This window comes from endosymbiont of unidentified scaly snail isolate Monju, assembly GCF_000801295.1.
Classification (GTDB): domain Bacteria; phylum Pseudomonadota; class Gammaproteobacteria; order Chromatiales; family Chromatiaceae; genus MONJU.
Window position 1 is genome coordinate 72,112 of record NZ_AP012978.1, and the last position, 20,997, is coordinate 93,108.

17 protein-coding genes and 2 pseudogenes are annotated in these 20,997 nt (G+C 63.1%); 4 read left to right on the forward strand and 15 right to left on the reverse strand.

What is annotated here, in order from left to right:
* Positions 1-24: 24 nt before the first annotated feature.
* From EBS_RS14715 to EBS_RS00420, 13 genes and pseudogenes are all read right to left on the reverse strand, one after another.
* Complete coding sequence (locus EBS_RS14715) at positions 25-882, reverse strand: tetratricopeptide repeat protein (protein ID WP_408065687.1); 858 nt, start codon at positions 880-882, stop codon at positions 25-27.
* 10 nt (positions 883-892) lie between these two features.
* Positions 893-1,387: a hypothetical protein gene (locus tag EBS_RS14915; RefSeq protein ID WP_043106789.1), complete on the reverse strand. Its 495-nt coding sequence runs from the start codon at positions 1,385-1,387 to the stop codon at positions 893-895.
* On the reverse strand, positions 1,308-2,144 hold the full coding sequence (locus EBS_RS00370; RefSeq protein WP_148307589.1) for a hypothetical protein: 837 nt from the start codon (positions 2,142-2,144) through the stop codon (positions 1,308-1,310). The genes EBS_RS14915 and EBS_RS00370 overlap by 80 nt, the downstream gene beginning before the upstream one ends.
* A gap of 294 nt (positions 2,145-2,438) precedes the next feature.
* A complete protein-coding gene (aroE, locus tag EBS_RS00375) occupies positions 2,439-3,251 on the reverse strand; it encodes a shikimate dehydrogenase (protein WP_043106791.1) in 813 nt (270 codons plus the stop codon).
* Positions 3,252-3,254: 3 nt separating this feature from the next.
* Positions 3,255-3,845 carry an HPP family protein gene (locus EBS_RS00380; protein WP_081999738.1) on the reverse strand — a complete coding sequence of 197 codons (591 nt, stop codon included), beginning with the start codon at positions 3,843-3,845 and terminating at the stop codon, positions 3,255-3,257.
* Positions 3,838-4,851 carry a porphobilinogen synthase gene (gene hemB / locus EBS_RS00385; RefSeq protein WP_043106792.1) on the reverse strand — a complete coding sequence of 338 codons (1,014 nt, stop codon included), beginning with the start codon at positions 4,849-4,851 and terminating at the stop codon, positions 3,838-3,840. The genes EBS_RS00380 and hemB overlap by 8 nt, the downstream gene beginning before the upstream one ends.
* A gap of 93 nt (positions 4,852-4,944) precedes the next feature.
* Complete coding sequence (locus EBS_RS00390) at positions 4,945-5,652, reverse strand: M48 family metallopeptidase (RefSeq protein WP_043106793.1); 708 nt, start codon at positions 5,650-5,652, stop codon at positions 4,945-4,947.
* A complete protein-coding gene (locus EBS_RS00395; RefSeq protein WP_269446335.1) occupies positions 5,649-8,948 on the reverse strand; it encodes a type I restriction endonuclease subunit R in 3,300 nt (1,099 codons plus the stop codon). Before EBS_RS00395 ends, EBS_RS00390 begins: the two co-directional genes overlap by 4 nt.
* A 6-nt stretch (positions 8,949-8,954) precedes the next feature.
* Positions 8,955-9,917, reverse strand: coding sequence for a virulence protein RhuM/Fic/DOC family protein (rhuM, locus tag EBS_RS00400; RefSeq protein WP_043106794.1), 963 nt, complete (start codon positions 9,915-9,917; stop codon positions 8,955-8,957).
* A 12-nt stretch (positions 9,918-9,929) separates the two neighbouring features.
* Complete coding sequence (locus EBS_RS00405) at positions 9,930-11,060, reverse strand: restriction endonuclease (RefSeq protein WP_408065674.1); 1,131 nt, start codon at positions 11,058-11,060, stop codon at positions 9,930-9,932.
* 90 nt (positions 11,061-11,150) lie between these two features.
* A complete protein-coding gene (locus EBS_RS00410) occupies positions 11,151-12,962 on the reverse strand; it encodes an ATP-binding protein (RefSeq protein ID WP_043106796.1) in 1,812 nt (603 codons plus the stop codon).
* Positions 12,919-14,268 (reverse strand): restriction endonuclease subunit S, encoded by a 1,350-nt coding sequence (locus tag EBS_RS13350; protein WP_081999739.1) that lies wholly within the window; start codon positions 14,266-14,268, stop codon positions 12,919-12,921. The genes EBS_RS00410 and EBS_RS13350 overlap by 44 nt, the downstream gene beginning before the upstream one ends.
* A pseudogene (locus EBS_RS00420) lies at positions 14,261-16,682 on the reverse strand (N-6 DNA methylase). Before EBS_RS00420 ends, EBS_RS13350 begins: the two are co-directional and overlap by 8 nt.
* Before the next feature lie 272 nt (positions 16,683-16,954).
* Here EBS_RS00420 and EBS_RS00425 point away from each other — a divergent pair.
* From EBS_RS00425 to EBS_RS00440, 4 genes and pseudogenes are all read left to right on the forward strand, one after another.
* Positions 16,955-17,679, forward strand: a pseudogene (locus tag EBS_RS00425) (DUF1538 family protein).
* A complete protein-coding gene (locus EBS_RS00430) occupies positions 17,679-18,440 on the forward strand; it encodes a DUF1538 domain-containing protein (protein ID WP_043106797.1) in 762 nt (253 codons plus the stop codon). The pseudogene EBS_RS00425 and the gene EBS_RS00430 overlap by 1 nt, the downstream one beginning before the upstream one ends.
* A gap of 17 nt (positions 18,441-18,457) precedes the next feature.
* Entirely contained in the window at positions 18,458-18,808 is a 351-nt protein-coding gene (locus tag EBS_RS00435; protein WP_043106798.1) for a P-II family nitrogen regulator, read from the forward strand.
* A complete protein-coding gene (locus tag EBS_RS00440) occupies positions 18,805-19,218 on the forward strand; it encodes a CBS domain-containing protein (RefSeq protein WP_043106800.1) in 414 nt (137 codons plus the stop codon). The genes EBS_RS00435 and EBS_RS00440 overlap by 4 nt, the downstream gene beginning before the upstream one ends.
* 10 nt (positions 19,219-19,228) lie before the next feature.
* Here EBS_RS00440 and EBS_RS00445 read toward each other — a convergent pair whose 3' ends face one another.
* Together EBS_RS00445 and EBS_RS00450 are read right to left on the reverse strand one after the other, a co-directional pair.
* Positions 19,229-19,951 carry a LytR/AlgR family response regulator transcription factor gene (locus EBS_RS00445; protein ID WP_043106801.1) on the reverse strand — a complete coding sequence of 241 codons (723 nt, stop codon included), beginning with the start codon at positions 19,949-19,951 and terminating at the stop codon, positions 19,229-19,231.
* Positions 19,948-20,973, reverse strand: a complete 1,026-nt coding sequence (locus EBS_RS00450; RefSeq protein ID WP_043106802.1) for a sensor histidine kinase — start codon at positions 20,971-20,973, stop codon at positions 19,948-19,950. Before EBS_RS00450 ends, EBS_RS00445 begins: the two co-directional genes overlap by 4 nt.
* Positions 20,974-20,997: the final 24 nt, after the last annotated feature.

A 20,997-nucleotide genomic window follows, 5' to 3' on the forward strand; every position in this document is an offset into this window, starting at 1 on the left:
GGGGCGGGTTGCCGGCGCAAACGGTCAGCATCCCAACCAGTCGTTCCATCCACAGCGTGCGTCGGTTCCTGGTGTCTGCTTCTGTGGTGATGCCAGCTCTTCGAGCAGGCGACGGTAGCGTGCCTGTGTCGCCGGGCCGGCATCCAGGGCCAGCCAGCCGGCGATGCGCGTGGCCCGTTCGGCGCGCGCCGGGTCTCCCAGCCGGTGATGTGCCCGTGCCCGGGTCATCCAGACCTCGGCATGACGATTCAATTCCTGCATCCGCTGCCAGTCGTCCGGGCGCAGTACCTGCAGCGCGGTATCCGGCTGTCCCGCCTCGAGCAACAGGCGCGCGATCGCGGGTTCGTAGCCGACCAGATTGCGTGCCCGGGTCTGCCGCGTCCAGGGCAGGAGGGAGGCCAGCACCTCGTTGGCGGGGCGTCCCCGGCGTTGTCGCCACTGTGTCAGGCGCAGCCGCGGTCGCGCCTGTTCCGGGTCCTGGGCAATGGCGAGCGCCAGAGCGGCCTCGATTTCTCCTGCCTCGGCAGGATCACCACGGCGGATCAGCAGTTCGGCCAGGTGGGTCCAGGCCAGGGGGTTGCGCCGATCGGCGGCGAGCAGGCGGCGCAGGCGACCGATCGCCTGCGACAGCGCCTCGCGTGGTACCCGCAATACCGGCCGGAAAGGGTCGAAGCCCAGGTCGCCCAGCCCGTGTCGCCTGGCCAGTGCGGCGCGCAGCCAGACCACCGAGTCGGCGTCGTAGGCCACCAGCCACCATTCGGGATCGCCGGGGGGAATGGGGATGGTCCCCTGATGACGCAGGATCACCGCGTCCACCTGCCACTGATCCAGCAGGGTACGCAGCATGGCCGGTCGCTGGCGTGCCAGCTGGCCTTGCAGCATGAGTTCCTCGTCAAACACCGTGGGCGTGCGTCCGTCGATGTAGACGCGCAGCTGCCCGTGCGAGACCCAGCCCAGCCAGCCGCCCCAGCCATAGGCGTTCCAGGCTCTGAGCGGCCCGTCTGCTTCGGCGATTGGGTGCAGTACCGACCAGGCCACGTGCGGATAATGCCGGGTCATCACCGGGTAGTCGTCGGCCTGTATCGCACGCCAGGTCCAGGGAGGGGGGGAACAGCAGCACCAGTGGCAGCAACAGGCCCAGCCCGGCGATCCAGCCCTGCCGGCCGAATCCCGGGTGTCGTGTGCCCAGTCGGGCCAGGCCCAGGCCGAGCAGTGAGCCCGCAGGGCGCAGGATGAGCAGTGACAGTTCGAACAGGAAACGCTTGTTGCTGCCGGCGAGTACCAGGAACAGGCCGATCAGCAGGACCTCACCAGGGGCCAGCAGGCCGCGCCGCAGTACCAGGGCAAGGGCAGTCGTGGCCAGGGCCAGGAACAGGAATGGCGGCATCGCCGATGGGTAGCCATTCGCGGATGTACAGGGCCATGTAGTCGGCGCTGGCGTGGCCCAGCAGCACCTGCAGCAGGCCCAGTCCGTTGGGAGTGAGAAAGACCAGTCCGCCCAGCAGCAGCGCGCCGGGCAGGCGGCGGACCAGGACGGTACGCCCCGGCCAGTGCCAGCGCGGACCCAGCAGCCAGTGCAACGCCAGTGCGCAGGCCCCGACCACGACCGAGGCGTGCACATTGGCCCAGAACAGCACCAGCCCGGCGGCGCTGGCCAGCCAGCGCCGGGACGGGGGCTGTCGCAGCAACCAAAGGCTTGCCGCCAGGCACAGGCCCTCGAACAGGTGTGGGCGCAGGTGCATGGCGGGAAACAACTGCCAGGAGAACAGGGCCAACGCCAGCCACCAGGCCAGGGGGGCGCCACGGCCGCCAATGGCACGAAACAGTAGGGTGAAGATGCCCCACCAGGTCAGTCCCTTGAGGGTCAGCAGGCCCCAGCCGCCGCCGAGGCGCTCGACCAGCGCCACCAGCACCTGGAACAGCCAGGAGAAATTGGCCCAGTGCGCTCCTGGCTGGCTGAAGGAGCGTACCTCCTGGTCCAGGTAGCGGCCGTGTTCGAGCATCCAGCGGCCGGCATCCAGGTGCCACCAGAGGTCGAGATTGCGTACCGGGGTGAGAAAGAGTGCGACCGGCACCAGCGCCGCGAGGGCGGCCCAACGCCAGCAGCGATCCCTGGCCGTGTCTCTGCGTGCTGGCCTGGTCACGCCGCGTCCCGGTTTATTAACCCGGCCCCCATCCATGTCACCCTCAGCCATCACGAGCGCGACCGTGGCGAGGCGCCGCGCCGAAGGCAGGGTCATTCCCTGTCGAGGTGCGGCAACGAAGTCCACGGGGGCGCTCGTGGTGGGCGAACCGGTTGAATGTCAAAAAGATCGGGACGTCAGACAGAAGCCAGCACGTTGTTGCGCTTCTTGCCAATGGAATCACCATTGCCTGATGAGCGCGCCGCGTTCTGACTTCTGTCTGACATCCTGAGGATGGCATGGATGGGGGCCGGGTTAATAGTAGCGCAGGGCGTCGATCACCGGGCCGGTGTCGGGCATCACGCCGCGCCACAGCAAGAAGGATTCGGCTGCCTGTTCGACCAGCATGCCCAGGCCGTCGAGCGCGCGGGCGGCGCCGTGCTCGCGCCCCCAGCGCACGAAGGCGGTGGGCTCGCGGCCGTACATCATGTCGTAGGTCCAGCCGTCCTCGGCCAGGCAGTCGTCGGGGATGGCGGGCACCCCGCCGGCGAGTCCTGCGGCGGTGCCGTTGACGATCAGGTCGAAGCGTTGCCCGGCCAGCGCGTCCAGGCCGCAGCCGGTCACGCGCGGGTCGTCGGCAAGGGCGGCCAGTTCGAGTGCCTTGTGCGCGGTGCGGTTGGCGATCACCAGCGCGGCCGGCCCCTCTTCGAGCAGGGGGAAGAGCACGCCCCGCGAGGCGCCGCCTGCGCCCAGCAGCAGGATGCGGCTGCCGGCGAAGGCGAAGCGGTGGTTGCAGCCGAGATCGCGCACCAGCCCGGCGCCGTCGGTGTTGTCGCCGCGGATGCGGTTGCCCTCGAAGACCAGGGTGTTGACCGCGCCGGCACGCTGCGCGCGTTCCGAGCGCTCGTCGGCCAGCGCGAAGGCCTGTTCCTTGAAGGGCACGGTGACGTTCAGCCCGCGCCCGCCCTCGGCGATGAAGCGGCGCACGTCGTCGGCGAAGTCGTCCAAGCTGCCGAGGATGCGCCCGTACTCCATGTCCTGCCCGGTCTGGCGCGCAAACAAGGCATGGATCTCAGGTGAGCGCGAGTGCTCGATGGGGTTGCCGATGACGGCATAACGGTCGCTCATGACTCAGTCCCAGCGGTCGGGATAGCTGCCGGCCTCCAGCAGGTTGTTGCTCACCAGCGCCACCATCAGCAGTACCAGCGCGCCGGTCAGCACCGGCATGACATAGCCGTAGCCCAGCGAGTGGATGTGCTCGGAGCCGATCACCGCGATCAGTGCGGTCGCCCCGCCCGGCGGATGCACCGTGTGGGTGAGCATCATGGCGACGATGGCGGTGGCCACCGCGACCCCCTCCTGCAGCATCGACAGGTCGGGCAGGTAGCGGTAACAGGTGACCCCGATCAGTGCCGAGATCAGGTGCCCGCCGATCAGGTTGCGCGGCTGCGCAAAGGGCGCACGCGGCGCGGCATAGAGCAGCACCGCCGAGGCCCCGAAGGAGCCGATCACCAGCAGGTCCAGGCCGGGAAACAGTGCCACCGCGCTGGCCAGCAGGCCGATGCCGGCAAAGGCGCCGAGCCAGGCGGCGAGCAATTGCCCCGGCGTGGCACGCACGCGCTGGCCGTGGTAACGGCGGCGTTCCGAGCGGCCGGAGATGAGGATGCGCCGGGTCCAGGGAACGGCGGTGGTCTCTTCCTGTTTGCGTTGCTGTTCACTCATTGAGCCACTCCGCTGCCTGCCTTGCGAAGTAGGTCAGGATGCCGTCGGCGCCGGCCCGCTTGATGCACACCAGCGATTCCATCACCACCGCCCGTTCATCCAGCCAGCCGTTGAGTGCGGCGGCCTTGTGCATGGCGTATTCGCCGCTCACCTGGTACACGAAGGTGGGCACGCCGAACCGGTCCTTTACCCGGCGCACCACGTCCAGATAGGGCATGCCGGGTTTGACCATCACCATGTCCGCGCCTTCGGCCAGGTCGAGGGCCACCTCGCGCAGTGCCTCGTCGCTGTTGGCCGGGTCCTGCTGGTAGGTGAACTTGTTGCCCTTTCCCAGGTTGGCGGCCGAGCCCACCGCGTCACGGAAGGGGCCGTAGTAGGCCGAGGCGTACTTGGCCGAGTAGGCGAGGATGCGGGTATGGATGTGACCGGCCGCCTCCAGCGCCTCGCGGATAGCGCCGATGCGTCCGTCCATCATGTCCGAGGGCGCGACCACATCGGCGCCGGCCTCGGCGTGCGACAGCGCCTGTTTCACCAGCACCTCGACCGTCTCGTCGTTGAGCACATAGCCGGAATCGTCGATCAGACCGTCCTGCCCATGCGTGGTGAAGGGATCGAGCGCCACGTCGGTGATCACGCCCAGCTCCGGTACCTCGTCCTTGAGCGCGCGCACCGCGCGCTGGGCCAGGCCGTCGGGGTTGTACGCCTCGGCGGCGTCCTCGCTCTTCGCCTCGGGCGGGGTCACCGGGAAGATCGCCATCGCGGGGATGCCCAGCGCGGCGATCTCGCGTGCCTCGCGCACCAGCAGATCGATGCTCAGGCGTTCCACGCCGGGCATGGAGGCCACTGCCTCGCGCTGGCCCTCGCCCTCGAGCACGAACACCGGCAGGATCAGATCGTCGGGGGTGAGGGTGGTCTCGCGCATCAGGCGGCGCGAGAAGTCGTCGCGGCGCATGCGCCGCATGCGGGTGGCGGGGTAGCCGCCGAAGGCCTGGGTGTCCATGCTCATGCTGCTCTACCTGTCTTGCGTGAAGACCCCGATTCTATCGCCTGCCGGGGCATTCTGCCGAGGGTGTGGTTGACACATTGCCGCAAATCTTCCCTAGAAGCCGTACGCCCCGCCGTTTTCGGCCAGCCACTGTTTTCTTGTCTGGTAATCCGGCAACACGCGCTCCACCAGACGCCAGAATCGTGGTGTGTGGTGCTTCTCGACGAGATGAGCCAGCTCATGAACGATGATGTACTCGGCAATGGGTGGTGGGAGAAGTGCCGTATGCCAGTGAAAGTTCAGTACGCCTTTTTCACCGCATGACCCCCAGCGATATCCAAGGTCTCGTACCTCGATCCCTTCCGGTTCGACCCCCAGACGTTCCTGGTACAGCGCGACACGCCGCCTGAGCCAGGCGGAGCCCACGGTTCGGTACCAGGCGACGAAATGCGCCCTCGCGTGATGCCTTTCAGATGCCAATAACAGGAAGCGGCCATTGGCGAGCTTCAGGGGCGTGTTCCCGTGTTCCCGAACATCCTTGACCAGCAGCAGGCGGTAACTTCTGCCGAGATAGTGGAAACCCTCGCCATTCACGTATTCCTTGCGATTCCGAGGGCGTTGGTAAAGCCCCTTTTCCGCCAGTTTCTTGTAGACCCAGAACAGTTTTTCCTCGGCGACATCTTCGATCAACGATCGCGGCACACCCACCGGGACATCGAGGCGCAGTTCGCCGTCCCGATCCACGGTGATGCCAATGGTCTTGCGCCGGGGGCTGCGGCGGATCTCGAAGGTCAGCTCCTCGATTTCCAGTTGCTCGTTCATTGCAACAACCACGTATGACGATTGCGTGCCAGCTCGATGATCCGGTCGGCACATTTCTCCTGGGTCTCGAACGGGACCAGGTCGTTGTCGTCCAGGAAATCCACGATCCAGCCACGTAACCGGCGCTGGGCTTCCGGTGTGCGCCAGAAGTCCACCAGCCGGATTTCCTGGCTGAGGTGTTCGACCAGTTCAACGGTAGCCGTCGCCAGCCGGGTCAGGGCGTCGGGCGGAGGGGAATCGCCCAGCCCCGCCTCCTCGGCCAGCAGTTCGAAGAAGGGCACTTCGGTTTCCAGTTGCAGACCGGTGCCGGTCGGAGCCCCCTGCCGCCCGGCCTGAACTTCGCGGGTAAACGCGCGTAGCGCCTCGACCAGTTCGTCCCACTGATCGGCGAACTGCTTGAGGATATCTTCCAGCTTCTCTGAGAGCTTCCTGTAATAGACAGGATCCTCGTTGAAGTGCTTGCGGATATGGTAGCGGGCCGCATGTTCCATCTCCGAGGCCTGGGCACGCCTGGATTTGTGCCGGCCGACCGCCTCCTCGAAATCGTCCGCCAGGATGGAGACGGGCGGTACGCGTGGATCGATGCCGCGGGATTCGATGTGCTCGTCGATGAGCTGCCGAACCTTTGCGCCGCAACCCGCGATGTTGAGCTGATCGTCGCGATAGAGATTGGCCGCGGCCTTGTTGATGAATCCCAGAATCTTGGCGTCCCGCACATAGGGCAGCGCCTCGGGGCGTGGCATGACGATATCCAGGCTCTCCAGAAACCTGTTCAGCTTGACCACGAATTCGGCCCGCACCGCCTTGCTGCGCAGCAGATCCACGCAGGCATCCACGTCCTTGATGTCGGCAATGCCCCGGTCCTTGAACACGGCAATGACACGCTGATGCCGATCCGACAGGATGGGATGTTCGTCCTTGATGCTGGTCAGCGCGCCGGCGACATCCTCGTCGGCATAGACCGCCAGCGCCTCTTTCAGGTGGTGGCCCACGCCGTAGTAGTCCACCACCAGTCCGCAGCGCTTGTTGGGAGAGGTCCGATTGACACGGGCGATGGCCTGCAAGAGATCGTGATCTCGAATGGAGCGATCGAGGTACAGCACCTGTTCAACCGGCGCATCGAAACCGGTGAGCAGCATGCTCTTGACGATGAGAAAGGCCAGGCCATCGCATTTGGCGGGATCCTCGGCAAACAGCGGTTTCTTGAAGCGTTCGATCCGCGCATCCTGTTTCGACTTGTCCGTCCATTCCTTCCAGGCCGGATCGTCGTTGTGGCTGCCGGAGATAATGACGGCGAAGTCCAGTTGTTCGATGGTGTCCCGGTAAGGGTAGGCACGCACAAGGAACCGGATTTCATCGTCCTGTCGTTCCAGCGCTCCGGCGTCCAGATCTAAAACCCTCGGATCGAGCGCATCCAGTGCCTCCAGCAGTTGCCTCTTCGCTTCCAGAAAGGCGCCGTGGTAGCGAACGGCCGCCAGACGACTGACCGTTACCACCTGCGCCTTGAAACCGTTGGGCAGGATGTTGTCGATGTAATGGCGCAGCATGTCCTCGGCCTTGGCCGAGATCAGCTTCGGCGCTTCCAGCACGTTGCCCTTGGTGGCGTATTTGGCCTTGATCGCCTCCAGCTCCTCCTGGGAGCGCTCCTTGAACATGTCCTCGAAGAGCTGGTCCAGATCACCGCCGTCGGCCACCTCGCCTTCGGCAGTGCGGCCCTCGTAGAGGATTGGCAAGGTCGCGCCGTCCTCTTCCGAGTGCCTGATGGTGTAGCGATCGATGAAGTCGCCGACGATGATCGGGGTGCCGGTAAAGCCGATCCTGGCGCAGTTGGGCAGCGCCCGCATCAGGTTGGCATGTAATTGACTGGTCTGGGAGCGGTGGGCCTCATCCACCATGACCAGAATCTCTTCAGATTCGTTGAGCACCGGGAACTCCGCATCGGCCAGGGCCAGCCGTTCGGGCTCCGCGTCGTAGTCGCCTTGCTCGTCCGCTACCTTGTCATAGGCTGCTTGCGATTGATCCGTGCGCGCCTTATTGAACTCGATGACCTCCGCCACGTCGTCCCGTTCCTGATACTTCTGGATCATGGCGAAGACCAGATCGGCGCCCGGCTGGCTGAGCAGTTCCTTGAGCTTCCGGGTGCTGGTGGCCTTGCGTACCGTCTCCTCGGTGAGCGTGGCGGTGGCCGCCAGCTGCTTTTCCAGATCGGTACGGTCGGTGACGATGACTACCTTGAAGCGGCGCAGGCCCGGCTGAGTGCGCAGTTTACGCACCAGAAAGACCATGGTCAGGCTCTTTCCGGAACCCTGGGTGTGCCAGATGATGCCGCCGCGCTGGTCGCTCTCGCCGTGCTCGGCGCGGGTCTGGCCATGTTGCAGGCGACAGATGGCCTTCTGCACTGCCCGGAATTGCTGGTAGCGGCCCACGATCTTGATGGTTCGGCCGCCGGCCTGCTGGTACAGGGTGAAGTTGCGCACGATATCGAGCAGGTGCGCCGGTCGCAGCATGCCGGCCACCAGGGTCTGCTGGCTGGTCAGCTTCTCCACGCCCAGCTCGCGGCACACTTCTTCCATGGCCACCGGGCTGGTGTCCTTCCATTCCAGGTAGTGTTCCGGCGTGGCGGTGAAGGTGCCGACACGGGCCTGATAGCCGAAGGTGGCGACGTTGAACTGGTTGTAGTGAAACAGCCGCTCCGCTCCCTCGTCCTGTTCCACCCACTCGCGCTGATTGGCATAGCGCATGAGCTGATCGATAGCCTCTTCCATGGGGTTAGTGGCCGAAGGGCTCTTGCATTCGATCACCACCAGTGGAATGCCGTTCACGAACAGCACCAGGTCCGGAATGATGAACCCCTTGCCGCCCACCGCCCAGGGCGGATCGACGCGGAACTGATTGATGACCAGAAAGTCGTTGCGTTCTGGATGATCGAAGTTGATGAACTTCACGGAACGCTCACGATTGCCGACATCATCCGCCGGGGCTTCCACCGAGGTGCCCTTGAGCAGCAGCTCGGTGGCGAACTGGTTGGCCTCCATCAACCTGGGAGCGCCCAGCCGTTCCAGCGCGCCGAGGGCCTGGTTGGCGCGGCCGTCATCCAGCCAGGGCCGCCCCTCATCGTCCAGATTGATGCGCTTGAGTGCCGCGCGCAGGCGGTCGCGCAGCAGCACCTCGCGGAAACTTTCGCGCTCCGTGAGATACGGCACATCGATGTCACCCGGCAGATGCTGCCAGCCCATGCCCTTGAGCTGTTCGATCAGCGGCCGTTCGACCTGTTGTTCTTCGTTCAGTGCCGCCACGGTGAGCTACCTTTTCTGGTCCGCGAGCAGGTTCATCACCAGCCGCACCATCAGGTCCTTGGCCTTGGGGTCACTCTCGGCGATCAGCAGGGTCAGTGCCGTCAGGCCGTTCTCATCCAGCGGCAAGCGCATCCCCTCCTGGCGTAGATAGAGCAGGAACAGGAAGGCCCCGGAGCGCTTGTTGCCATCCGAGAAGGGATGGTTCTTGATGACGAAATAGAGCAGATGCGCGGCGCGTTCCTCGCGGGTCTTGTACAGCGGCTCGCCGAACATGGTCTGCTCGATATTGCCCAGAATGGCCGCCAAGCCATCGCCACGCTCCCGTGCGAACAGCTCGCTGGCCTCGCCCCGGCTGCGCAGCTCCTCGGCCAGGGCATCCAGCGCGCGGCGGGCCTCGTCATAGCCCAGCACGCCCCGCGCGGGCCTGGCACCGGGGGGCAGTTCCAGCCTGTCCTCGTCGTAATCCAGCAGCAGCCGCCAGGTCCTGGCGTAACTCAGGATCAGGCCCACCACCTCTCGGCCAACGTCGGTCACCAGTTCCTGTTTCGTCAGGGTTTTGCCCAACAGCTCGACGGCCTGCGTCAGCTCCTCCAGCCCTCGTTGGGCCAGCCGGTGTTCGTTGATGCTGTAGCCCTGGGTCAGGTGTTCGCGCAGTACGCGGGTTGCCCATTGGCGGAAGCGTACGCCTTGCTGGGATTTGACCCGATAACCAACCGAAATAATCACGTCCAGGTTGTAATAGCGGGTCTTGTAACGTTTGCCGTCGGCGGCAGTTGTCAAGGATTCCTTGACAACTGAATCCTCCTCCAGCTCACCTTCCTTGAAGATGTTGCGGATATGCAAGCTTATGTTTTGCTTGGTTTTTTCTAACAGCTCGGCCATCTGCGCCTGGGTCAGCCAGACCGTCTCCGCCTCCAGCCGGACTTCGATGGGCTGATCGGCCTGGTCGAAAATCACGATTTCGTTCATAGCTGGATCTCCTTATCCATCCGTGACAACCTCCTTGTCAGCCATTTCGGCCTCGATCTCCTTCTCCAGCGCCGCCGCATCCACCTCCCACAGTTCCACCGGGCGCTTCTTGATGCCGATACCGTGCTCGATGAGCAGATCAAGCAGCCTTTCACCGTCAATCAGCGTGATGGGGGCGGCACCGGGAAACAGGGCGGCCTCGGTCGCGCCCTTGCTGATTTTGCCCAGCGTGATGAGGGTGCCGCGAATGGCCTGGTGGTAGGGCAGCGAGCCCCGAAGCTGGTCGATGGTCTGGCGCGGTATGCTCGCCTTGCTGTGGCGCTTGACCTGCACCACTTCCCGCACGGTGGTGATGCCAAATTGCACCGTCGCCACCACATCCACGCCTTTGTCACCCGACTGTTTGGTGACGGTCACGTCCTCGTAGCCCATCGCCTCCATCAGGTCACCGATCAGGTGCTCGAAATGATACGGCTGCATGGCAGCCAGCAGTTCCCGCAACGCTTCGCGTTGCCGGGCATTGTGTTCGTTCACCGCTCGCAGCACGGAAAGCCTGGGATCTTCACCTTCGGGCAGGCTCTTCTCGGCGTATTCCAGGCCCACTTCGGTAATGGTGTAGCGGTTACCTTCGCGTGCCACCAAACCGCGCTCCACCAAGTTGGCCAGTCGGCGGCTCAGGGTATCCTTGAAGGTGCTCGGTGTGGTGAATTTCGAATGCTCTTGCAGGTACTCGGCCCACTCCGGCAACAGATCGCCGCGCTTGGCCTGGGTCTTGGTGGCCAAGATGTTCAGCAGCTTCAACAAACCCTCGGTCTCGTCCAGCGCCTGTACCGTGGCAGGGTCCTCGTCGAGAAATCCCTTGCCCCGCTCGGAAAGCCGATAGATACCTTGCGCATCGGGGACCAGCAGGTCATAGGTATTTATGAATAGATAGGTGCCATAGATATGGCGCGGATTAACCACATGCCCGCTCTGCTGCCAGATCTTCGCGGCCAATGCCGCATTCTCGCCCGACAAGCGTTCCGCAATCCACTTGTCCGGCTCCGACCAGTCCACCGGGTTCTGCGGTGTACCTGTCTGCTGCCAAATGGATTGAATTAGATGTGTCACATCGCTCTTTGCAACCCCTTCGAGGGTCTGCATGGTGGCCCGCACCCAAGAATAAGGTGGGAATAGTGGGGTGCGGACTCTGTAGTTCTTGTTGGTCATTTGCGTTCCTCGTCGCCATCATCCTTATTGGCCTTCAATCAGGCCACTGATCGTCCGCAACCACCCTTCCACCTCACCGTTTGGATCTCTGTCGCGAATCCTTTCAGCGGTCATCCTCGGAAAAGCCCTTTCAGCCAATTGAAGTTTCGCTTTATTAGGACTCATAGGGTTCGGGTGTCCATTGGCATTTGCCCACTCAACACCGAAATCAGCGGGGACATTGCTTTCATCCTCTATAGTAAAGGTGAATCCAAACGCATCATTGATGGCATCAGGATGTAGGTAATTCTCGATCTCCAGTTTCTGTGTCTGGCAGGCTTGGGATCCGTCCCGTCGCTTCTGAACGCGTGCGACCACATCCGCATAAGACGGCACATCCCTGTCGTAAATATGGAACTCTGGGAGCCCCAAATTGCGCAAATAGTGCTCTGCAACCCAGTGTTTGAGGGTTCCGCCTCCAAGCACAACAAAGGCGATACGAGACTCCGAGGCCAAATCAGGAATGGTGGGGTCGTCAGCATTCAACGCGGCGCTCAGGCACTTCAGTGCTGTAACATCTGTTGGCCCCTCCACACATACAAGTACTCGGACGCGGCTACCCGGAAGGACACCTAGACCTTCAGCGATAGCCGAATACATTTCCTCTCCGTCCTCGACAATTGGCTTCCCATTTTCATTGCGCGTAACGAACCGAAGAGACGATGCTGGCAGTTCGGAGGCAAACTCAGGACTGTGGGTAGTTAATAGAACTTGGCAACCGGATTCCTGTGCCAAGGCTTTGAATGCGTCGAGAAGAATCTTCTGGTTTGCTGGATGTTGAGCTGTTTCAGGCTCTTCAATGGCATAGATAATCCCGCGACTACCCGTCTCCTCCATGCGTCGCTCGGCCTCAGCGCGAAAGAAGCTGACGAGTATCATGCGGCGTACACCGCTACCCCGTTTATTCAGCGGAATACCGTCATCGGTATTCATTGACACGGAGAACAAGCCCGTCCACTTCGATTTCGGAGCCTCAGAGAATTCAGGGCTAAGTTCCTTGGCAAGCTCCGGAGCAATCTTCTTGAGCGCATCAAAGGTACGCTTCGCTATTCCTTCTACCTTGTGGCGTACCTGGCGCTGTATCTCAGCAATCTCGTTCTCGACCTCGGCCAGAGCCGCCGCAATAGCCGCTTTCAATGGGCTCTGTACCTCTCCATCAGAATCACGACTGCTGCGATCGCTTTGGAATAGTGCATACATGGGCAAGTGCACTTTGATCTGCTCCCAGATGCGCTTACCATCTTCCTTGGCAACAGGAATGGCCTGTTCTTCCAAATTCAGGTCTTCGCAGGCTGCCCAGATTGCCTTGCGCATGCCAGGATTGCCTTTCAGCGGAACATCAAGCCCAAGCTCCTTGACCTTGGCTTGCAGTTCCTTTTCTTTCAGTTCGTGGAGGTTATTGAAGCCGGGGGTGGAGGGATGATTGGCAATCAGGAAAACTTCTTCCTTCGGCGTCTTCTTCGAGCAGTCATATGTCTTTTCTACAGTAAGCAGGCCATTGCTATCCAGCAAATACTCTTCTGCGAGAGAAGTCTCTGCGGTGGCATCGATCGGCAATGAAGCAGGAAACTCTGAAAACGAGCAGGTAATGGATACTAGATTATCCTTACTGTAAACATTGGCATCTCCCGTCTCTATCTTAACGGCGTCGTTGTTGAAAAATATTTCCAGGGCTTCAAGAATTGTTGATTTTCCAGCATCATTGCGACTAATGACTGTGGTCAGGTCGTCAATTGAAATCGTGACCTCGTCTTTATAGCAGCGGAAGTTCTTGATCGACACCTTTTCCAGTTTCATTTGACTCTCCTTGTATGGCTCTGACTCGGCCCGTAAGAAGGTCGTTCATGAGCCCTTTCTTGATCGATTGCAACCTCTGAAGATGGCAGCCTTCCAGTATCATCCGATCCTCGTGGCTTTTAAGCGTCTCTGCAACAAGGTTCTGCTCGGCCAACTCCGGTAAAGGGATCAACATATCCAAAAACTTGTCCTTCGGAAGGTTTTTCATGCTCCCACTGGTGCCTGTTGCGTGTAGAGCGATATGGCGCTTTGCAGGTGGCGTCGAGAGGAAGAACGACAACCAACGTGCAGAGATCAAGTCTTTATCCTTGAATTTCATGAGCCATAAACGATCGGGAAGGTAAAGGTCGCCAAAAAAACCATCAACATAACCATGCTCTCCAACAAGCTCAGGCGTATTCATTCGACTAACTATAATTGAGTCAGCCTCTGGTCTTACTCGAGCACGGCTGATCTCTTGAGGCAGTACAGCTTTGTTCTCTCTGGGGTAAAATTTGCCACCACTCACTGCGCTCGTCTTCAATACCCCAATCTGACCCGATGCGGCGGGATAATCAAAAGCATTGACGCTAACGCCTGCATCGAGGCTTTCTATTAACTGACGAAGTGGCACGACTCGCCACTCCTTCGGAATCTTCCCCAACACCGAATCCTTGAACTGCTCTGGGTGGGCGATGGGGTCGCGGAGTTGGCCGTTTTCGTCGATGCCTCGGGTGAGGAGGTCGTGGAGCAGGCCTTGCTTGATTTGCTTGAGCTTGGCGATGAGTTGTTCGGTTTTCTGGATGGCGTCGTCGAGGGTGTCGAGGATTTTAGCGATAGCCCTCTGTTGGGCTAAAGACGGTAGCGGAATTTGAATGGATCGGATGTCTCGCAGTACGAGGCGCCTAAGCGCACTCCCTGACATAAAATTTTCATATTGCCGAACAGACTCCTCGTTTCGTAGAACCTGGCCGAGATATGAAGGGTCGAGAGAGTCGTTTGGCTCAATGATGCAAATGGAGGAAAGCACCCCAATTTCCTCCGTTTGCTTATAAACAACGACCCTGCCAACCGTGCCATCTTTAGAGAGAAGCACGTTGCCATCCGTAATGGTGCAGCCCGTGGCCTTGAGTTTCCGGTATGCATCACGTGAAATTCGTGTACATGTGCTGAAGTCGATTTTCCCCGACTTCATATCCTTCACGTTCGCGATCAGATGGCCGCTCTCTTGTGGCGTAGGGCTAAAGTGTGAGCCATCTGTGATGCGGCGTGCGACTTGACGTAACGACGCAAGTGGATAACTTGGTTGATAGGACGCGTCAGACATACCCCAACTCCTTCAAAAACCCCTCCAGCTTCGCCTTCGCTGCATCCCGGTCGGCTTCGATCTCCTGGGCGGGGACCTTGTACTTGTCCCACCAGTTCTCCACCGCCGCGATGACGGCCTGGCGGTGGGCGGTGACGTAGCGCTCGAGTTGTCTGGCCAGGTCGTCGCGGGCGAGGTCGAGCACCAGTTGTTCGGCCTCTTCCGGCGTGAGCGCCAGATGGGCCTCGGTAAGTCGCTGGGCGAGCTGGGCCTTGAGTTGCTTGAGCTGCTTCTTGGTGGCGGTGAGTTGCTTCTTCAGCGCCTTGATCTCGGCCTCGCTCAGCGCGGCTTCGTTGTCGCTGTCTTCGTCGCCTTCCTCGTCGTCGGTCTTGGGCTTGGCGGCCTCGATTTGCCCTTCCAGCTCGGCCTTGCGGCCCTCCACCTGTTCCAGTTCTTGCAGGTAGTCGGGCAGCAGGTGCTGGACCAGCTTGTGGTCGAGTGGGTCAAGTCGGGCGGCCTGTTTTTTGTCGTTGCTATCGAGGGCGTCGAGGATGGTGTCCACCCAGCCTTTCACCAGCCCCTCGAAGCCCTGGGCGGCGAGGGTACGCAGGTCGTACTGGTAGTCATCCCACCAGCTGGCGATGACGCCGGCGATCTTGTAGCGGTCGAGCAGGCCGACCGGCATGAGGGCCGCCTCGAAGCTGTGCAGCAGCTCGGCGCGCAGGGCCATTAGGTCGCGGCGCTCGGGCAATTGGCGCAGGTGCTGTTCGTGGGCCTGCCACCAGGCGGTGAAGGCATCCATCAGGGCCTGTTCCCGGGCTTGCACGCCGGGGTCGGCCTCGATGGTGGCCTTGAGCTGGGCGCGTTCGGTGAGGTGGGGGGGCGAAGTCGTGGTAGCGCTCGTCGCGGTCCACGAACAGCACTTCGGGCTTGAGGCCATGGGCGTCGAGCAAATCCGCCTTGTCGGCGACTTCCTGTTTGGGCACGCCGCCGATCAGGTGGGCGCGCACGTCGTGGGGTTCGGGCGGCGGGCTGTTGTCTGCGTAGCGGCGGATGTTGAGGTTGTAGTCGTTCTCGGCCAGGGTGGCATGGTCCACCACGGCGGCATAGCCGGGCACGTTCTGGAAGTCGTCGTAGCTGCGGACGATTTTCTCGATGTGTTCAGGGCGCAGATAGTTCTGGGCGCGGCCGGCGTGGAATTCGGCATCGGCATTGATGAACAGCACCTTGCCCTGGCGCTCGGCGGGCTTGGCGCCTTCGTGGCTCAGGATGAGGATGCAGGCGGGGATGCCGGTGCCATAGAAGAGGTTGGGCGGCAGACCGATGACCGCCTCCAGGTGGTCGTGCTCGATGAAGGCCTTGCGGATTTCCTTTTCCGCGCCGCCACGGAACAGCACGCCGTGGGGCATGACGGTGGCGACGATGCCGCCGGGGCGGGTCACGGCCAGCATGTGCTGGGCGAACATGAGGTCGGCCTTCTTGCCGGTCTCCGGGCACCAGCCGTATTTGAAGCGCTCGGGAAACGTGATCTCTTCGCGGCTGTAGTTCTGGCTGAAGGGCGGGTTGGTGAGCACATAGTCGAAGCGCATCAGCTCGCCGCCCTCGACATGCTGGGGGCTGGCCAGGGTATCTTCGTTGCGGATATCGGCCTCGGGGATGCCGTGGAGGATCATGTTCATCTTGCAGATGGACCAGACGTTGCCGGCGTTCTCCTGGCCGAACAGGGCGAGGTTGCGCGGGTTGCCGCCGTATTCCTCCACGTAGTGGCGCGACTGGATGAGCATGCCGCCGGAGCCGCAACAGGGATCGTAAACGCGCTTGCCTTCCTCGGGCTTGACCAGCCGCACCATCAGCCGGACCACGTCGCGCGGAGTGTAGAACTCGCCGCCCTTCTTGCCGGCGGAATCGGCGAACTCGGCGATGAGGTATTCGTAGGCGGCACCGAGCAGGTCGGGGAACTCGAAGTCCTCGTTGAGCAGACGGTACTGGTTGAAGTGCAGGATCAGCTCTCGCAGCTTCTTGTCCGGCAGCTTGGTCTGGCCGACCCGGCGGTTGAAGTCGATGTGGCCGAGCACGCCATCCAGCGAAGGGTTCTCGGTTTCCAGCGCGCCCAAGGCCTTGTTCAGGCCCTCGCCCACGTCGCGGTGCAGCTCGTCGCGGATGTAGGCCCAGCGGGCATTGGGTGGCACGTAGAAGGAATCGGTATAGCGCGAGGGCTTCTCGGCGCGCTGCTCGGCCTCTTCCCGGGTGCGTCCCCTGGCCAGGTTCTCGTCGATGATCTGCTGGCGGCGGGCCTCGAAGACATCGGAGCAGCGCTTCAGGAAGAGCATGCCGAAGATGTATTCCTTGAACTCCGAGGCGTCCATCTTGCCGCGCAGGATGTCGGCGGCGGCGAAGAGGTGGCGTTCGAGCTGGGGCAGGGTCAGTTTGGACATCGTTTTCCGGTTCCGGTGTTTTCCAGGTGGCGGCGGCTTTCTCTTGCCAGGCAAGCGTGCGCATGATGCACCGATTCTATCCCCTGTCAGCGGTTTCTACCGAGACCGGGGCTGTTCGTTCTCGTCCCGTCAGGTCTTGGGGGCGCCGCTGAAATCCCGGCTCGAACGGAGTGTCCGACAGCGCTGGCGGGACAAGCGCACCACCGTTTCCTTGACCTGGATCGGAACCCAGCGACTAGGCTCATACTCGGGTTCCCGACGAAGATCCGAGGATGCACAATTTCCTTCGCTCCATTGCCGACAGTCTGCGCGATCTGGCGCCCATCGCGCTGGTCATCGGCTTCTTCCAGGGGGTCGTGCTGCGCCAGCCGATACCCGAACTGGGCGACATCCTGCTCGGCGCCCTGCTGGTGGTCGTCGGCCTGACCCTGTTCGTGCGTGGCCTGGAGATGGGTCTGTTCCCCATCGGCGAGAGCATGGCGCATGCCTTTGCGCGCAAGGGCAGCCTGAACTGGCTGCTGGCCTTCGCCTTCGCCCTGGGCTTCGGCACCACGGTGGCCGACCGGCGCTGATCGCGGTGGCCGACGAGGCGGCCGAGGTGGCCGAGCAGGCCGGCCTGATTGAGCCCGGCGAGGCGCCCCGCCGCAGGTATGCCCTGGGTCTGCGCTACACCGTCGCCTTCTCGGTGGGTTTCGCCATCCTGCTCGGCGTGCTGCGTATCGTGCGCGGCTGGCCCATCCAGTACCTGATCCTCGGCGGTTACCTGGGGGTGGTGGTGATGACGGTCTTCGCGCCGCCGGAGATCGTGGGCATCGCCTACGATTCCGGTGGGGTGACCACCTCCACGGTCACGGTGCCGCTGGTGACCGCCTTGGGCGTGGGCCTGGCGCAGTCGATCCGGGGCCGCAACCCCCTGACCGACGGTTTCGGCCTGATCGCCTTCGCTTCGCTCACCCCCATGATGTTCGTCATGGCCTACGGCATGCTGGTGCATTGATGATCGAATCCATCGCCCGCACCCTGGTCGACACCCTCAAGGACGTGCTGCCCATCGCCGCCATCCTGTTCGGCTTCCAGTGGCGGGTGCTGCGCCGCCCGGTGCCGCGCCTGCGCCAGGTGCTGATCGGTTTCGTGTACGTGCTGCTGGGCCTGACCTTCTTTCTCGAGGGCCTGCGCATGGCACTGTTCCCGCTGGGTCGCCTGATGGCCGCGCAACTGACCGATCCTGTCTTCCTGTTCGGCAATGCCGAGGCGATCGCCACGCACTGGAGCGCCTATGGCTGGGTCTATGTCTTCGCGTTGGCGATCGGTTTTGCCACTACCATCGCCGAGCCCTCGCTGTTGGCGGTGGCGATGAAGGCCAACGAGGTCTCCGGCGGTGCCATCGGAGTCTGGGGTCTGCGTGTGGCGGTCGCCATCGGTGTGGCCGTCGGTCTGGGGCTGGGGACCTTTCGCATCGTCACCGGCACCCCGCTGCAGTGGTACATCATTGCGGGGTACGTGGTGGTGATAGTGCAGACCCTGTTCGCGCCGCGCACCATTATCGCTCTGGCCTACGACTCGGGCGGTGTGACCACCTCGACGGTGACCGTCCCGCTGGTCACCGCCCTGGGGCTGGGCCTGGCCAGCGCGGTGCCGGGGCGAAGCCCGGCACTCGACGGCTTTGGCCTGATCGCCTTTGCCAGTCTGTTTCCCATCATCTCGGTGATCGCCTATGCCCAGTTCGCGGACTGGCGCTCGCGCCGCCGTTCCACCTGAATTACGGAGGACAGCTCATGCACTTCAAACTGCTGGTCACCTTCATCGAGGACACCCGCACCGATGCGGTTATGGAGGCGGCGCGGGAAAAGGGCGCCACCGGCGCCACGGTCATCACCAATGCCCGCGGCGAGGGGCTGAAGGGCAGCAAGACCTTCTTCGGTCTGGACCTCGAAGCCCAGCGTGACGTGGTGCTGTTCCTGGTCGAGGAACACCTGGCGCGCGATATTCTGGAGACCATCGCCGAGGTCGGTCGCTTCGAGGCCGAGCCCGGGACCGGCATCGCCTTTCAGCTCGATGTCGAGGACGCCGTGGGCATCACCCGGCAGGTCGCCCGCTTGCAACATGTCGTGGAGGAAGAGCTATGAGCGAGCAACGCCGACTGGTGCGCGTGCGCGATGTCATGAAAGCCGACTTCGACCAGGTCGATGGCATGGCCACGGTGGCCGAGGCATTGCGCGACGCCCGCCATCCCGATACCAAGTGCCTGATCGTGCGCAAGCGCCATGCCGACGACGAGTATGGCATCGTCCTGTACTCTGACATCGCCAAGCGCGTGCTGGCACGCGATCGCGCCCCCGAGCGGGTGAACGTCTACGAGATCATGAGCAAACCCGTGCTGGGGGTGTCGCCGCAGATGGACATCCGCTATTGCGCGCGCCTGTTCGAGAACTTCGGTATCCCGCGCGCGCCGGTAATCGAGCATGGCGAGGTGGTCGGCATCGTGGGTTACACCGACATGGTGCTTGGCGGCATGCTGCCGCAGTTCGACGACTGAACGGGGCGCGTCAGCCCCTGAGCAGGGCCCGCACCCGTGGCAGGTGACGGCGGCTGACCTCCAGCGGCAACGCCAACCCCTCGATGGTCAACAGGGCGCGCCCGTCGGGCGCGCGGCGCAGCTCGCGCGCTCGTGCCGGGTCCACCAGGGCGTTGCGATGGATGCGCAGGAAACGCCCGGGAAACTGTTCCTCGATCGACTTCAGTGAAGCATCGCTGAGCGCCACCCCGTCGCGATGATGGACCTCGACGTACTTGTGATCGGCCTTCAGGCAGAGGATGTCGTGCAGGGGGATGCGTCGGGTCACGCCGCGTTGGGTCACGCTCAGCCCGGGGGTGTTGTCAGCCTGCGCCAGGGCCTCGCGCTGGGAGCGGGTGAACACGGCTGCCTTGTCCAGCGCTGTGCGCAGGCGCGATGCCCGCACCGGCTTGAGCAGGTAGTCGATGGCGTTGGCCTCGAAGGCGGCCAGGGCGTGTTCGTCGAAGGCCGTGACGAAGATTACCGCCGGCGGCGTTTCCAGTTCCTGCATGGCCAGCGCGGCGCGGATGCCGTCCATGCCTGGCATGCGAATGTCGAGCAGTGCCACGTCGGGCCGGTGTTCACGCGCCAGGGCCAGGGCCGTCTCGCCGTCGGCGGCCTCGCCGACCAGTTCGGCGTCTGGCCGCACCTCGCGCAACAGCTCGTGCAGGCGTGCGCGTGCCGGGGCCTCGTCGTCGGCGATCAGCAGCTTCATCCGGCGTCCTCCCGGACCGGGAGATGGATGCGTACCTGGTAGCGGCCGTCCACTTTGCCAATGCGCATCCCGGCGGCGTCACCGTAGAAGGCGCGCAGGCGGTCGGCCACGTTGCGCTGGGCCATGCGGTTGCCGCGCCGTTCCTTGTGCCCGCCCTCCGGGACGGTGTTGGCCACGCTGATGTTGAGCAGGCCGCGGCGCGCGCGCACCGAAACCAGGGTCTCGCCACCGTCGATGGCCGGCTCGATGCCGTGATAGACCGCGTTCTCGAGCAGTGGCTGCAACAGCAGGGGAGGCATGTGCGCGTGCAAGGGCAGATCGTCGGGCAGGTCCCAGTGCACGCGCAGGCGCTCGCCCAGACGCTGTGCCTCGATGCGCAGGTAGCCGCGAGCCATTTCCAGCTCGTCGCCGAGGGTGGAGCGCCTGTCCTCATCGGCCAGGCTGGCGCGGAACAGGTCGGACAGGTCCTCGACCACCTGTTCGGCCAGCGCCGGGTCGGCGCGCGTGAGATTGGCGATGGTGTTCATGCTGTTGAACAGGAAGTGTGGGCGGATGCGTGCCTGCAGGGCGGTGGCCTGTGCCCGCGCCTCGGCCAGCTCGCGTTCCTGGTGGCAATGCAGCTCGTACAGGTAGCGCAGGGCCACCGCGAGCACGATGGCGGCGATGGCCAGGTGCTCGGCCAGGGATACCGGGTCGGGCGCCCAGTCGCCCTGCAGCAGGCGCTGGACCGCGAGGTGTACCAGCACTGTCACCCCCAGTCCCAGGCCCCAGGCGAACAGGCCGGCAGCAGCATGGCCCAGGCGGTTGAGCCGTGGTCCGAGCAGGCACAGGCTGCCTGCCAGCATCAGCGCGATCCACTGGATGTACAGCGAACGCTGGCTCAGGTGCTGCCAGAAGTCATTGCGAAAGGCCGCCAGGGTGAGCACCAGTGCCAGCAGTTCGGCGGTGATCACCCAGGCGAACAGCAGGCGCACGTCGCAGAAATCGGGCAGGAAACCGCGTTGTTGTTCCCGTTCGCTCATGCCTGGAGTATAACCAGCCGTCGA